The sequence below is a fragment of the Pleomorphomonas sp. JP5 genome, assembly GCF_023721815.1.
Lineage (GTDB): Bacteria > Pseudomonadota > Alphaproteobacteria > Rhizobiales > Pleomorphomonadaceae > Pleomorphomonas.
On sequence record NZ_JAMDLI010000008.1, the window covers coordinates 367,706 to 382,712 of the forward strand.

The 15,007-nt window shown below is 65.2% G+C and carries 8 protein-coding genes; 2 read left to right on the forward strand and 6 right to left on the reverse strand.

The genetic code is table 11. The annotated features are described in order from the left end of the window. Positions 1-89: 89 nt before the first annotated feature. Both pepN and M4J40_RS13040 read left to right on the forward strand, forming a co-directional pair. Positions 90-2,735, forward strand: a complete 2,646-nt coding sequence (pepN, locus tag M4J40_RS13035) for an aminopeptidase N (RefSeq protein WP_251754575.1) — start codon at positions 90-92, stop codon at positions 2,733-2,735. A gap of 275 nt (positions 2,736-3,010) precedes the next feature. After that, positions 3,011-5,458, forward strand: a complete 2,448-nt coding sequence (locus tag M4J40_RS13040; RefSeq protein WP_251754576.1) for an ATP-binding protein — start codon at positions 3,011-3,013, stop codon at positions 5,456-5,458. A 3-nt stretch (positions 5,459-5,461) separates the two neighbouring features. Here the strand turns inward: M4J40_RS13040 and M4J40_RS13045 are convergent, their stop codons facing one another. The 6 genes from M4J40_RS13045 to M4J40_RS13070 form a co-directional block, all read right to left on the reverse strand. Next, positions 5,462-8,410, reverse strand: coding sequence for a bifunctional [glutamine synthetase] adenylyltransferase/[glutamine synthetase]-adenylyl-L-tyrosine phosphorylase (locus M4J40_RS13045; RefSeq protein WP_251754577.1), 2,949 nt, complete (start codon positions 8,408-8,410; stop codon positions 5,462-5,464). A 153-nt stretch (positions 8,411-8,563) separates the two neighbouring features. Further along, complete coding sequence (locus M4J40_RS13050; protein ID WP_251754578.1) at positions 8,564-9,967, reverse strand: ATP-binding protein; 1,404 nt, start codon at positions 9,965-9,967, stop codon at positions 8,564-8,566. Next, a complete protein-coding gene (locus tag M4J40_RS13055) occupies positions 9,946-10,665 on the reverse strand; it encodes a response regulator transcription factor (protein WP_251754579.1) in 720 nt (239 codons plus the stop codon). The genes M4J40_RS13050 and M4J40_RS13055 overlap by 22 nt, the downstream gene beginning before the upstream one ends. 123 nt (positions 10,666-10,788) lie before the next feature. After that, positions 10,789-12,306: a Do family serine endopeptidase gene (locus tag M4J40_RS13060; protein ID WP_251754580.1), complete on the reverse strand. Its 1,518-nt coding sequence runs from the start codon at positions 12,304-12,306 to the stop codon at positions 10,789-10,791. A 140-nt stretch (positions 12,307-12,446) separates the two neighbouring features. Further along, positions 12,447-12,920: a cytochrome c-type biogenesis protein gene (locus M4J40_RS13065; RefSeq protein WP_251754581.1), complete on the reverse strand. Its 474-nt coding sequence runs from the start codon at positions 12,918-12,920 to the stop codon at positions 12,447-12,449. 13 nt (positions 12,921-12,933) lie between these two features. Next, positions 12,934-14,916 carry a heme lyase CcmF/NrfE family subunit gene (locus tag M4J40_RS13070; RefSeq protein ID WP_251754582.1) on the reverse strand — a complete coding sequence of 661 codons (1,983 nt, stop codon included), beginning with the start codon at positions 14,914-14,916 and terminating at the stop codon, positions 12,934-12,936. Positions 14,917-15,007 lie beyond the last annotated feature (91 nt).

A 15,007-nucleotide genomic window follows, 5' to 3' on the forward strand; every position in this document is an offset into this window, starting at 1 on the left:
TCGACCTTACAACCTTTGCATCGTCGACCGCCGCCGGCCACCCGATTTCGGCGCTCCGCGCCGCTTGCATTGACAATAGGTTGCACACCGTGTCCCACGAATCTTCCCCCGTCATCCGTCTCTCCGACTACAAGCCCACCCCCTACGCCATCGACAAGGTCGACCTCGACTTCAACCTGACGGCCAAGGAAACCCTGGTGGCCGCGACGCTGGCCATTTCGCCGCGCGACGGCACCTTTGGCGAGCCACTGGTCCTCGATGGCGACGAGTTGACGCTCGTTCGCGTGGCGATCGATGGCCGGGAACTCTCGCAGGACGAGTATGAGGCAACGCCCGATCATCTGACCGTCAAGGTGCCGCCCAACGGCGCCTTCCGTCTGGAAATGACCACCCGCCTCGATCCGGCCGCCAACACCAAGCTGATGGGCCTCTATCGTTCGTCCGGCACCTGGTGCACTCAGTGCGAGGCTGAGGGTTTCCGCCGCATCACCTACTATTACGACCGGCCGGACGTGCTCAGCGTGTTCACCGTGAAGATCACGGCGCCGAAGAGCGAAGCGCCGGTCCTGCTGTCCAACGGTAATCCGGTGTCGGTGGGCGATCTCGGAGATGGGCGGCACTTCGCCATCTGGCACGATCCCTGGCCAAAGCCGAGCTACCTGTTCGCGCTGGTCGCTGGCGCCCTCGCCGCCTTCGAGGACGAGTTCACGACGATGAGCGGCCGCAAGGTGATGCTTGCCGTCTATGTCGAGAAGGGCAACGCGCCGAAGGCGGCCTATGCCATGGACTCGCTGAAGCGCTCCATGAAGTGGGACGAGGAGGTTTTCGGTCGCGAGTACGACCTCGACGTTTTCAATGTCGTCGCCGTGTCCGATTTCAACATGGGGGCCATGGAAAACAAGGGCCTCAACGTCTTCAATGACAAATACGTGCTGGCCGATCCGGAAATCGCCACCGACGCCGACTATGCCGGCATCGAGGCGGTGATCGCCCACGAGTATTTCCACAACTGGACCGGCGACCGCATCACCTGCCGCGACTGGTTCCAGCTTTGCCTCAAGGAAGGTCTGACCGTTTTCCGCGACCAGGAGTTTTCCTCCGACATGCGCTCGCGGGCGGTGAAGCGCATTTCCGACGTCCGCCTGCTCAGGAGCCAGCAGTTCCCTGAGGACGGTGGCCCGTTGGCGCACCCGGTTCGGCCCGAGCAATACAAGGAAATCAATAACTTCTACACGGCGACCGTCTATGAGAAGGGCGCCGAGGTCATCCGCATGCTGAAGACGCTGATCGGCGACGACGCGTTTGCGCGCGGCATGGACCTTTATTTCACCCGGCATGACGGCGAGGCCGCCACGATCGAGCAGTTCATCGCCTGCTTTGCCGAGGCTTCCGGCCGCGATCTCGAGCCCTTCATGGTCTGGTATCGCGAGGCGGGAACGCCCATCGTCACCGTCGAGGAATCCTGGGACGAGGCATCAGGGCGTTTCACGCTGACCCTGACACAGGAAACGCCGGCCACGCCCGGACAGCAGACGAAGAAGCCGCGCGTCATCCCGGTACGCTTCGGCCTCGTCGGCCCCGATGGCGGCGACATGCACCCCTCCTCGATCGCCGGAGCCGAGGTGAATGGCGGCACGTTGGTCCTGACGCAGCCCTTGCACACCGTCACCTTCGAAGGCCTGTCGTCGCGACCTGTCCCTTCGCTGTTCCGGGGCTTCTCGGCGCCGGTCAAGGTGCGGCAGGCACTGTCGTCCGCCGACCTCATCTTCCTTCTGGCCAATGACGCCGACAGCTTCAACCGGTGGCAAGCCGGTACCACGCTGGCCATGACCGCCCTGGTCAAGGCGACCCAGCAGGTGCGCGCCGGACAGGTACCGACTTTCGAGACGGCGCCGATCGACGCGTTGGGCGCCCTGATCGACGACAGCTCGCTGGATGCCGCCTTCAAGGCCCTGCTGCTGGCGGTGCCCAGCGAGAACGACGTCGCCCGCGAAGTGGCAGAGAATGTCGACCCGGACGCCGTGGCCAACGCCCACAAGGCCTATCGGCGCACGATCGCCGATCGGCTCGGGGTGCGCCTCAAGTCGATCGTCGAGGCCGACCAGACCGCCGCCGGCCAGCCCTACGTGCCGGATGCGGCCGGCTCCGGCCGACGGGCGCTCGCCAACACCGCGCTCGACCTCCTGTCGGTCACGGGCTCGAGCGATGCCATGGATCTGGTGCGCCGACGGTTCGAGACGGCGACCAACATGACCGACCGCCTCGCGGCGTTGACCGTTCTCGTCCATCGCGGAGATGCGGGCGCCGAAGCGGCGCTTGCCGCCTTCTTCGAGCGGTTCGGCACTGTGCCGCTGGTCGTCGACAAGTGGCTGTCGGCCCAAGCGTCGGCACCACTGCCCGACACGCTAGACAGGGTCATGGCGCTGACGGAGCACCCCGCGTTCTCCTTCGGCAATCCGAACCGCGTAAGGGCCTTGGTCGGCGCCTTTGCCACCTCGAACCCCACCCAGTTCGGGCGCGCCGACGGTAAGGGCTTCGGCTTCGTCGCCGGCGTCATCTCGCGGCTCGACGCGGCCAACCCGCAGCTCGCGGCACGGCTGCTCGTCACCTTCCGCTCCTGGCGCTCCTACGAACCGAAGCGTCGGACCCTTGCGGAAGCGGCGCTGCGCTCGATCCAGACCAAGCCGCAGTTGTCGCGCGATGTGGCCGACATTCTGGAGCGGACGCTGGCCTGATCGGGTTTGATTCTGACACATCCCCTCCCCAAAATATTCCTGTGGAAGACGTTGGGGAGGGGGTGACAGATTGAAAAGGCGAACGTTTTTCAGTTCGACTCCTGCCCCCGGATTCGGCAGGAATGTCACATCCCCTCCCATTCGCCGGCGGCGATTCAAAAAGAAGATTCAACGCTCGTTAACCTATGGACAGAGCGATTCCCGATGATTCAAACTGAATGTGATTCGGGGGTTGTTTCGCGTTCCCCAACAACATGCGGCGGCGGGGCAACGACATGGCGGGCAACGACCTCAGTCGAGGGTCGGGAACGTGGAAGGCGCGTCTTTTTGGCGACGCCGAAACGGAGAGACTTCTCAAGGGACACGCCGGCCTTCTCGTCCGCCCCTCCTATCTGCGCCTGCTCCAGGCCGAGCCGCTGTTTCGGCGTTCGATCCCGGTTCTGATCTCCGCCTTCCTTCTGATGGGCGGCATCTTCCACGTCTCCAGTCTTCTGCAGCAGCGGACCGACACCTATCGTTCGGCCTCCGACATGGTGGCGCTACTGGCCGAAGCGCTGGACGCCGACCTCTCGGTTCACCCCTCGCTCGGAAAGACAGAGGCCAGCTATTCGGGCGTGATGCGCGCCGCCCTGCGCGACAGCCTGCCGCCGTCGGCGACAAGCGACGGTCGCGTCATTCTGTTCGCCGATGCCGACGGCGCCATTCGGGCAACGGCGCCGGAGGGGGCATTCGTCGGCAAAGGCACCATCTCGGACCTCTTCGGAGCCGACCAGCCGATGCTGGTGTTCGGCAAACGCGCCGGCGTCCTGGACGTGACGCTGGCCGGAGGCACCGAAGCGCTCGCCACCGTTCGCAACCTCGTGGGCGATCGCGGCACGGTCGCCGTCTATCAACCGCTGGCGCAGGTTTATGTCGGCTGGCGGCACGACGTCACCATGACGGCCGTCCTGTTCGTCGGTACGTCCCTGATCCTGATCGCCGTGGTCTACGCCTTCTTCGCCCAGATGAGCCGGGCCAGAGAGGCCGACCGCATCTACAACGCCACGCAGGCGCGCGTCGACACGGCGCTCAGGCGCGGCCGATGCGGCCTTTGGGACTGGGACCTTGCCCGGGGCCGGTTGTTCTGGTCGCCGTCCATGTACGTGATACTGGGCATGGAGCCCAACTCCGACCTGATGGGCTTCAACGACCTGCAGGGCATGATCCATCCCGACGACGTCGACCTCTACGAGCTTGCCAAGGAGGTCCTGGAAACCGGCCAGCCCTCCGTCGACCTGGAGTTCCGCATCCGCCATGCCAGCGGCGAATGGGTGTGGCTGAGGATGCGGGCCGAAGTGGTTCGCGACCATGACGGCTCGCACCACCTCATCGGCATCACCGTCGACGTCACCGAGCAGAAGACGCTGGCCCAGGAAAACGCCACCGCCGCCATCCGCCTGCGCGACGGCATCGACACCATTTCCGAAGCCTTCGTCATCTGGGACTCGGAAAACCGTCTGGTCATGTGCAACTCGAAGTACCAGAGCCTGCACCAGTTGCCCGACAGCGTCGCCCGCCCCGGCACCCCCTACGCCGATGTCATGGCTGCGGCCCGTCAGCCCAAGGTATCGAGCGAGGGCCTGCGCTATTCGATGACCGGTGGAGAGCGCTCCTACGAAGCGCGGCTTGACGACGGGCGCTGGCTGCAGATCAACGAACGCCGCACCAAGGACGGAGGTTTCGTCTCGGTCGGAACAGACATCACCCAGTTGAAGCGTCACGAAGAGAACCTCCTCGAGAGCGAGCGGCAGCTGATGGCAACCGTCGCCGATCTTCGCCAGCACCGCCACAAGATGCAGCTGCAGACCACCCAGTTGGTCGAGCTTGCCGAGAAATATGCCGAGGAGAAGGCGCGCGCCGAGGCGGCCAACCGGGCGAAGTCCGAGTTCCTGGCCTCGATGAGCCACGAGCTCAGGACGCCGCTCAATGCCATCATCGGCTTCTCGGACATCATGATGTCCGGCATGTTCGGCGATCTCGGGTCGGAGAAATACACCGACTACTGCCGCGACATCCACGACAGCGGCATCTATCTGCTCAACGTCATCTCCGACATCCTCGACATGTCCAAGATCGAGGCCGGCAGGGTCAATCTCTCGCTCGAGTCGGTGGTTGTCGACGAAGTGCTCGGCGAGTGCGTGCGCATCATGTCGTCCCAGGCAGAGGCGCGGCAGATCATCCTCGCCACCGACTTCGTGGGCCTGGAGCCGATGGTGGCCGATCGTCGCGCCGTCAAGCAGGTGGCGCTCAACCTCCTGTCCAACGCGCTGAAGTTCACGCCGGCATCCGGCACCGTGACGGTGCGCACGCGGCAAGCGGGTGACAATGTCCTGTTCTCGGTGAGCGATACCGGCATCGGCATTCCAGCCGGCTCGCTGGACCAGATCGCCAAGCCCTTCGTGCAGGTGGAAAACCAGCTGACGCGCAAGCACCCGGGTTCCGGTCTCGGTCTGGCCATCGCCCAGTCGCTGGTGGCGTTGCATGGCGGCCATATGACGATAGAATCGGTGGAGGGGGCTGGCACGACCGTCACCATTTCGATGCCGCGCATCGCATCGCCGACGGCAAGCGACGGCACCGCCGCCGTGGCGACATCGCAGGCGGGCTCGGCCGTTGCCACGGCCTATCCACGCGTCGTCGCCTCGCCCGACGTGTTCACCGAACCCCGGCGAACGGTGCACTGAGGCTCAGCCGGCGCGCCGAACCACCGGTCCGATGATCTCGACGAAGGCGTCGCGTACCGCCGCCTGACGCTCGCGAAGCTCGGCCTCGAGTTGGGCAAGCGACGGGGCCGATGCGACACGGCAGAGCACATCATGAACGCCGCGCGGTGCTTCGACCACCGATGTCTTGACCGGAAGCGTGAGGCGCTGGGCCTGCGTCAGGTCGCCGAACAGGCGAATGGCCGGCAGCAACACGTCGCGATGGGCGGACGAGAGAAGACCATGGGTCGCCGCCGACAGCAGCACCGCCTCGGTATTGCGCAGCCGTATCGCCGGCTCCCGCCAGTCGTTGACGAGGCGTAGCGTCTGGGCGATGAACTCCAGATCGACCAGCCCACCAGGAGCCCGCTTGAGGTTCCAGGGATCGGAAGACCCCTTTTCCTGTTCGAGCCGGGCCCGCATGTCCGCAGCGTCGGCGAGCACTTTCTCAGGATCTCGCTGCCGACATAGCGTCTCGGCGATCACGCGCTCCGCTTCTTGTCCGAGCCCGCCGGTGGACGCGACGACACGGGCGCGAGTCAGCGCCATATGTTCCCAGGTCCACGCCTCCTCCAGCTGGTAGCGCTCGAACGCGTCGATTCGGGTAGCGAGCGGTCCAGCGTTCCCCGAGGGGCGCAGGCGGAAATCGACGTCGTAAAGCGTGCCCTCGGCCGTCGGCGCGGTGATTGCCGTCACGAGACGCTGGGTCAGTCGCGCATAATACTGGTTCGGAGAAATCGGCCGACGCCCGTCACTCTGAAGCGCGTCGCGGTCGTGATCATAGAGCAGGATCAGATCAAGGTCCGAGGCGGCGGTGAGTTCCTCGCTGCCAAGCTTGCCCATGGCAAGCAGCGCCACCCTGCCGTCCGGTACGCAGCCGTGCTGCGCCTCGAGTTCGGCTGCGGTCGCCGCCAGCACGCGCTCAAGCAACAGGTCGGCGAGACGGGAAAAGCTGCGACCAAGCTGGCGGGCCGCCGCCGTGCCGGTAATGACGCGGACGCCGATCAGGAACTTCTGCTCCTGCGAGAAGATCCGGGCACGATCGAGCACGTCCTCGTATCCCTGCGCCTCGCCGAAGAACGCATCCATCCGGCGCGTCAACTCCTCCCGGCCAGGCAAGGTGCCGAAGAACTGGGGCTCGAGCAAGGCGTCCACCACATGCGGGCGCCGTGCGACCGTGTCGGCAAGATAGGGCGAGTTTCCCATCACCATGGCGATCAACGTCACCAGGGACTGGTTCGAGGAGAGGAGTGAGAACAGTTGCACGCCAGCCGGCAGCCGGGCGAGGAAATGGTCGAAGGCGATCAGTGCGGCGTCCGGCGCCTCGGTCTCGGAGAAGGCGACGATGAGGCGCGGCGTGATCTCGGTGAGGAGCTCGCGGGCCCGCGACGATCGCATGGCTGGGTAGCGACCGAAATGCCAGGAAGCGACGATGCGGATGGCGTCTTCCGGCCGGGCGAAGCCGAGATGGGTGAAGGTCTCGAGCGTGCCGGGGTCGATGTCGTTGCCGGTGAACACCATGTTGCCGTGCTGCGACGAGAGGTCGTCCTCCTCCTCGAACAGCTCGGAGTATTGGTCGCTGACGACGGTCAGCCATTCCCTCAGCGTGGCCGAGAACGCATCGAGGTCCTCGTAGCCCATCAGGTGGGCAACACGGGCAAGCCCCTCGGGTTCGTCGGGCAGCGTGTGAGTCTGCTCGTCGTTGAGCATCTGGATGCGATGTTCGACGCGGCGCAGGAAACGATAGGCTTCCGCCAGAAGATCGCGCGCCGGCTCGCCGAGCCAGCCCTGAACCACCAGCGCATCCAGCATGGCGAGCGTCTGCCGCCCGCGCAGGTCGACGTTGCGCCCCCCGGCGATGAGCTGCTGCGTCTGGACGAAGAACTCGATCTCGCGGATACCGCCGCGTCCCAGCTTGACGTTGTGACCGGCAACGGCGATCGCGCCGTGCCCCTTGTGGGCGTGAATCTGTCGCTTGATCGAGTGGATGTCGCGGATGGCGGCATAGTCCAGATACTTGCGCCAGACATAGGGCTTGAGCTCGGCCAGGAAATGCTCGCCTGCCTCGATATCGCCAGCTGCCGGGCGCGCCTTGATCATGGCCGCCCGTTCCCAGTTCTGGCCGGCGCTCTCGTAGTAGATCAGCGCCGCCGTCGTCGACATGGCGACCGGCGTCGCGCCGGCATCAGGCCGCAGGCGAAGATCGGTCCGGAACACGTATCCATCGACCGTACGCTCCTGAAGGATGGCGACGAGGCGGCGCGTCAGCCGCACGAACAGGGTCGTCAGATCGTCCTTGTCGGCCGCCGGAACCACGGTGGGATCGAAGAAGACGATAAGGTCGATGTCCGAGGAATAGTTGAGTTCGAAGGCGCCCTGCTTTCCCATGGCGAGCACGATCCAGCCCGAGCCCTTTTCGGGATCGGAGCGGTCCGGCAGGCTCAGCTTGCCGGCGGCGTCGGCCTCGAGCAGAAGAAAGCGGATGGCGGCGGAGAGGGATGCATCGGCAAGGCGCGTGAGGGCGCCGGTCACCTCCATGACGTCCCAGAGATCGGCGACGTCGGCCAGGGCGATGGCGAGCGCCGCTTCCGCCTTGACGCGCCGGAGGTGCCGCCGCAGCGTCGCCTCGTCGGCGGCCGGTTCGGACAGGGAGGCGATCAGACCATCGACAAGCGCCGCCGGATCGCTTGAGAGAATGCGGTGGAGGCGTTCGCCGTCACGCAGCGCCGCGTCGCGCAGGTGGGCGCTGTTGGACGTGACGGCGAGCACCAGATCGCGCGCAATCGGTACGCTCGCAAACAGCGACGCCAGTGCCTCGCCCCCCGGCCCGGCCAGGCAGTCGTCGAGAAGCGAACCGGCGATCGCCGAATCCGGCCCGATGGGGGGAACGATGGCGATGCGGTCCTTGAGCGCGCCTTCAGTCCGCTGCGTCATGCCTTCTCCAGCCCCCATTGCCCGCTCCGCCTTGCTGTCATGCGCCTCTTGGTCGAGCGCACCTTATCTCCCTGTTCTGGCATAAATCCTAACGGCGCCGCGATACGCCATAGAGCGCTATTCGACCCGATTGAATCGGATCTGCGTTTCGCGCTAACCGAGGTTGCCTTCGGCTTTCGGCAGGAAAAGGCTGGCCTTGAGGCCTGGCTCGGCTTCACCGAGCGTCACCCGACCACCATGCAGATGCGCCACGGCCGCCACCAGCGACAGACCGAGCCCCGATCCCTGCCGGCTGCGCGCGGCGTCGAGCCGGCCGAAGCGCGACAACGCCTTCTGCCGGTCGGCCTCGGCGATACCGGGGCCGTCGTCGATCACGGTCAGGCACAGGTTATCGCCTTCAACAGTGCCGGTCAGTTGGATCGACGGCCCCTCAGCCCCCTCGGACCGACCGTACTTGATGGCGTTGTCGATCAGGTTGGACAGGGCCTGGCTCAAGAGCGTGCGATTTCCCCTCAGCGGCAACGGCCGCGCCGTTTCGAGCGTCAACCGACCGCCGACGTCTTCAAGAACCGGCTCGTAGAGTTCGACGATTTCGTCGAGAATGTCGGCGGCGTCGAGTTGCTCGAAGCTATCGCCCGAGGATCCGGCCTCCATCCGGGCAATCTTGAGGAGAGCGTCGAAAATGCGAATGAGGCTGTCAGCCTCTTCCATCGCCGAGGTTATGGCCTCGCGATACTCCTCCACCTCGCCACCGCGCCGCAGGGTATCCTCCAGGCGCCCGCGAAGCCGGTTGAGTGGCGTCTTGAGGTCGTGGGCAATGTTGTCGGAAACCTCCTGCAGGCCGGTCATCAACGCCTCGATGCGATCGAGCATCTCGTTGAGGCTGAGCGCGAGATTGTCGAACTCGTCGTTCGAACCCTTGACGGCCAGGCGATGGGTCAGATCGCCGGACATGAGGCGACGCGATGTCTCGGCCATGTTCTCGACGCGCTTGAGAACGGAGCGTCCCACAAAGAACCAGGAAACGAAGCCCGTCACCACGATGACGATGATCGCATAGCGCGACGCCTCGAAGATCAGGGATCGCAATTGCCCGATTTCGCTGATGTCGCGGCCGACCAGCAGCTTGAATCCACCCGGCAGGGCAAACACTCGCACGATCGCCTCATAGCTGCGACTGGTATCGCCATCGAGGCGCTGGTAGGTGACGGATGTGGTGTCGCCATTCGACAGCCCGAGGATGGAGAGCGGCGGGTCGGCGACGTTGCCGACCACCGTGCGGCCCGAGGAGTCGGCGACGAGATAGAGACTGGCGCCCGGTCGGCGGCTGCGCAGATCGACGGCGCTGACGAGCTGACGAAGACCGCCGCGCTCGTACTGATCCGACAACGAGTTGATTTCGCTGTCGATGGTTTCGCTGATCTGGGAGTCGAGCAACTCCGCCGTGTTGTTCGAGATATAGGCGGTCAGGAACAGCGTCAGGCCGGAGAAGACAACGAGGTAGACCAGCGACAGCTTGAACGCGGTCGTCCGGATCAGCCGCCCGAGCGCGCCCATGTGGCCTCCCCACCCCTCTCGGGGCCGGCCTCACGGATCATGTAGCCGGCGCCGCGCACCGTGTGGAGCAGCGGCTTGTCGAAGCCCTTGTCGATCTTGCCGCGCAAGCGGGAGACATGAACGTCGATGACGTTGGTCTGCGGATCGAAATGATAGTCCCAGACGTTTTCCAGCAGCATGGTGCGCGTCACCACCTGCCCGGCGTTGCGCATCAGATACTCGAGCAGCCGGAACTCGCGCGGCTGCAAGGGGATCTCGGTCTCCGCGCGCGTCACGGTATGCGACAGGCGGTCAAGCACCAGATCGCCGACGCGGTAGGTGGTTTCGACCTCGGCTGGCCGGTTGCGACGGGCAAGCGCCTCGACGCGGGCAAGCAGCTCGGTGAAGGCATAGGGTTTGGTGAGATAGTCGTCGCCGCCGGCCTTGAGGCCGCGAACGCGGTCGTCGACCTGACCGAGCGCGGACAGGACCATGACCGGAGTCTGGTCGCCGGCCCGGCGCATGCCCTCGATGATGGTGAGACCATCGCGCTTGGGCAGCATGCGGTCGACGATCAACACGTCGAAGCCGCCTTCCTCGGCCATGAAGGCACCGGCCTCGCCATCGGCCGCGTGTTCGGCGATATGCCCGACCTCGCCCAGTGCCTTGACGAGATAGGCAGCCGCTTCCTTGTCGTCTTCGATCACCAGAATGCGCATATCGCCCTGCCTCGCAAAGGTGGTCGCTGACAGTTGTTTAGCGCCGACACGGGCCGGCGCAAGGAAAAAGAGTACCGGCGGGCGCCGAGCCCGCTCGCCGGTACAGGATGGAGATCAGCTATCTCACTTCCCCAAGGGGAGGGCGAGGAAGCGAACGCTGTCTCCAGATTTCACGCGTAGCAGGATGGCCTTCTTGCCGGCCTTCTCGGCTCCGGAAATCGCCTTCGAAACATCCCGGGGACCTTCGACGGTCTGACCGCCGGCCTGGAGGATGACGTCGCCCTGGCGCAGGCCGCGCTCGGACGCCTTGCCGCCCGGATCGACCTCGGTAATGACGGCCCCGCTGTCGCCGGCGCCCACGGCGTCGGCGGGGGCGAGTGTCAGTCCGTAGTCGTCAAGCGAGGTATGCTCCTCGGAGCCGCCGCTTTTCTGCGACGAGGCCACCTGCTCGTTGGGAAGCTCGCCGAGGTTCACCTTGACGATCACCTCCTTGCCGTCGCGCCACAGCGTGACGTCGACCACCGTCTTGGGCGGGAAGGCCGCGATCTTTCGGGCCAGATCCTTGGCGTCTTCCACCTCGAGCCCGTTGATGGAAAGGATGGTGTCACCGGCCTCGATCCCCGCCTTGCTGGCCGGCGAGTTGTCCTGCGGCTCGGTCACGAGGGCGCCGTGAGCCTTGTCGAGACCGATCGAGTTGGCGATTTCCTCGGTGACCGGCTGGATCTGCACGCCTAGCCAGCCACGAACCACCTTGCCGTGGTCCATCAGCGAAGCAACCACCTGTTGCGCTGTCCGGGCCGGAATGGCGAAGCCGATGCCGACCGAACCACCCGACGGCGAGTAGATGGCCGTGTTGACGCCGATCACCTCGCCACCCGCATTGAAGGCCGGTCCGCCGGAGTTGCCCTTGTTGATCGGCGCATCGATCTGCAGGAAATCGTCGTAGGGGCCGGCGCCGATGTCGCGGCCGCGTGCCGAGATGATACCCGCCGTCACGGTACCGCCAAGGCCAAACGGATTGCCGACCGCCACCACCCAGTCGCCGACGCGCGACTCGTTCGCCGCGAAGGTGACATGGGGGAAGTCCTTGCCATCGGTCACCTTGACCAGGGCAAGGTCGGTCTTGGGATCGGTGCCGATCACCTTGGCGTCATGTTCGGTGCCGTCGTCGGTTACCACCTTCACGTCGGTGGCGTTCTCCACCACGTGGTTGTTGGTGACGACGTAGCCGTCGGCCGAGATGAAGAAGCCGGAGCCCTGGGCAAGGCCATAGCGGTGCTGCGGCCCATGGTCGCGGTTACCTGGCATGCCCGGCATGCCGAACCGCTTGAAAAAGTCATAGAAGGGGCTGTCCGGCGTCAGGCCGGGCGGCAGGCCTTCAACGTCGCCTTCGCCATGTCCGACGGTCTCGTCGGTCTTGACGCGGATGGAGACAACGGCCGGCTGGACACGCTGCACCATGTCGGCGAAGGAGAACACCGCCTGGGTCTGGGGCTGGGACAGGTTCTGAGCATTGGCGGGGCTATCGAAGATCAAGGCGGTCTCGCCGGCGACGATGCCGCCGAGAGCCAGGGCGAAAACTGAACCCAACAGCAACGCCTTGACGCGGGATTTGGTCGGCTTGTCGGAAGTCCTGAGCATGGGGGAATCTCCTGGGGGAAGAACTCGGGAACCGGCTGTCGTTCCGGTCTCTATGGCGTCATATAGCCACCACGCGCCTAACCTGAAGATTGCGACGGCATTAAACTTTCGTAAGAAAGTTGCCAAAAACTAGCCTTATTTCAATAGTTTGGCGGCAGGTCTTCTTCTCTGGACAGCGCCTTCAATGCCGCTTCTTCCTCGGCGGAAAGCCTTTCCGCAACAGGGGCGACTCGACGCCTCCGAACGGCGAGAAACAGCCCGGCTCCGGCGATGAGCAGCATGGCGGGCGGCAGCACCCACAAGAGAAGCCCGACCCCGTGGGCGCGCGGCCTCAGCAACACGAACTCGCCGTAGCGGGCCACCAGGAAGTCACGGACTTCGTCATCGCTGTCCCCGGCGGCGATGCGCTCGCGAACGACAAGCCTCAGGTCCTTGGCGAGCTGGGCATCGGAGGCATCGATCGACTGGTTCTGACAAACGAGGCAACGCAGTTCCTCGGAGATGGCGCGCGCGCGCCCTTCGAGAACCGGATCGGCCAACCTTTCGGACGGGTCGACGGCGACGGCGGGCCCGGTTAGCGCAACCAGAAGGGCGAAGAAGGCGAGAAGGCGCATCGGAGTCCCTCCTTCACTCGGCGGTGGCCACTGGAGCCGCTCGCCGGGCTGGCTTCGGCGCTCCAACGCGCAGGCGGCGGTCGCTCAGCGACAGGGCGCCACCGGCCATCATGACGAGCGCACCCAGCCAGATCAGCGTCACCAGCGGCTTGTCCCACATGCGCACCACAACCGAGCCGGTGTCACGACCTTCACTCCCCAGCGTCACATAGAACTGCGACAGGCCGTGCGTGTGGATGCCAGCCTCCGTGGTCGGCATCTGGCGCACCGCATAGAAGCGCCGCGAAGGCGCGACGACGAAGCGTACGATGCCGCCTTCCCGGACCGTCATGGACGCGATGACCTCGGAATAGTTGGGGCCGGACGTGTTGCGGAGCCCGTCGAAAGTGACCGAGTAGGCGCCGATGGTGGCCGTGTCGCCCGGCTTCATCTCCAGGATGGCCTCGCTCTGGAAGGCCGATGTTGCGACGACCCCGAGCAGCGTCACGCCGAGACCGGCATGGGCGAACGCCGTGCCGAAGGCCGAGCGCGGCAATCCTGCGAGACGCCTGAAACCGCCCGAAAGCCCGGCTTCGCGAAAACGGGCGCGGGTCCACAGTTCGGCAAAGGCGCCGACCAACACCCAAGCGGCGACCCCGAGGCCGAAAACGGCGACGATGTGCGTCTCGCCGCTCATCCAGGCGACGATGATGGCGACCAGCGCGGCAATGGCGAACACCGCCCAAAGCCGCTCGAGGGCACCCAGGAGATCGCCGCGCTTCCAGGCGAGCAGTGGACCGAAGGGAACGACCAGCAGCGTCGCGCCGAACAGCGGTCCGAACACCGTGTTGAAATAGGGCGCGCCGACCGAAATGGCGCCGCCAAAGGCCGACACGATCAGCGGCACCAGCGTGCCGAACAGCACGACGCCGGCCGCCACGGTCAGGAACACGTTGTTGAGGACGAGCGCGCCTTCGCGGCTGACCGGCGCGAACAGGCCGCCCTGCCTGAGCGTTCCGGCGCGGAAAGCGAACAGGCCGAGACCGCCACCGATAAAGACGCAGAGGATGGCGAGGATGAAGACGCCGCGCGTCGGGTCGGTGGCGAAGGCGTGAACGGAGGTCAGCACGCCGGACCGCACCAGGAAGGTGCCGAGAAGCGACAGCGAGAAGGCGAGGATGGCCAGCAAAACGGTCCAGACCTTCAGCGCCTCGCGTTTTTCCATCACGACGGCCGAATGCAGCAGCGCCGTTCCCACCAGCCAGGGCATCAGCGAGGCGTTCTCCACCGGATCCCAGAACCAGAAGCCGCCCCAACCGAGTTCGTAGTAGGCCCAGTAGGATCCCATGGCGATGCCGGCGGTCAGGAATATCCATGCGGCAAGGACCCAGGGCCGGACCCAGCGCGCCCAGGCGGCGTCGATCCGCCCCTCGATCAACGCCGCGATGGCGAAGGCGAAGGCGATGGAGAAGCCGACATAGCCGAGGTAGAGGAGTGGGGGATGGATGGCGAGGCCGACATCCTGAAGGACCGGGTTGAGGTCCTTGCCCTCGATCGGCGGCTCGGCGAGGCGCAGGAACGGGTTCGACGTCGTCAGGATGAAGGCGAGAAAGGCCGTGCTGATCCAGCCCTGCACGGCCAGCACGTTGGCCTTGAGCGTCTGCGGCAGGTTGCCGCCGAAGGCCGCGACCGCCGCGCCGAATACGGCCAGGATCAACGCCCAGAGCAGCATGGAGCCTTCGTGATTGCCCCAGACGCCGGAGAACTTGTAGATCAGCGGCTTTTCCGAATGGGAGTTCTCGACCACGTTGAGAAGCGAGAAGTCGGAAACTAGATAGGCATAGGTGAGCGCGGAAAAGGCAATGGCGACGAGCAGGAGCTGCATCATCGAAGCGCGCGGCGCCACAGCCATCAGCGCCGGGTCACGGCGAAAGAACCCCACCACCGGCAGGATCGACTGGGCAACGGCGACTGCCAGGGCCAGAATCAGAGCAAAATGGCCGAATTCAACGATCATGCCGCCCTCGCCTGTAGCAACTCCAGCAAAAGTGGGTGCCGATTTTGCGCCCGGAGTTGCGTGAAAATAGTTGGATAGAGCCTGTGGGCGA

Excerpts from the sequence above, each read along its gene's own strand:
- M4J40_RS13045 (WP_251754577.1), bottom strand. The coding sequence starts at position 8,410 with ATGACGCAGCGGACTGAAGGCGCGCTCAAGGACCGCATCGCCATCGTT.
- M4J40_RS13060 (WP_251754580.1), bottom strand. The coding sequence starts at position 12,306 with ATGCTCAGGACTTCCGACAAGCCGACCAAATCCCGCGTCAAGGCGTTG.
- M4J40_RS13070 (WP_251754582.1), bottom strand. The coding sequence starts at position 14,916 with ATGATCGTTGAATTCGGCCATTTTGCTCTGATTCTGGCCCTGGCAGTC.
- M4J40_RS13040 (WP_251754576.1), top strand. The coding sequence starts at position 3,011 with ATGGCGGGCAACGACCTCAGTCGAGGGTCGGGAACGTGGAAGGCGCGT.
- M4J40_RS13050 (WP_251754578.1), bottom strand. The coding sequence starts at position 9,967 with ATGGGCGCGCTCGGGCGGCTGATCCGGACGACCGCGTTCAAGCTGTCG.
- M4J40_RS13055 (WP_251754579.1), bottom strand. The coding sequence starts at position 10,665 with ATGCGCATTCTGGTGATCGAAGACGACAAGGAAGCGGCTGCCTATCTC.
- M4J40_RS13065 (WP_251754581.1), bottom strand. The coding sequence starts at position 12,920 with ATGCGCCTTCTCGCCTTCTTCGCCCTTCTGGTTGCGCTAACCGGGCCC.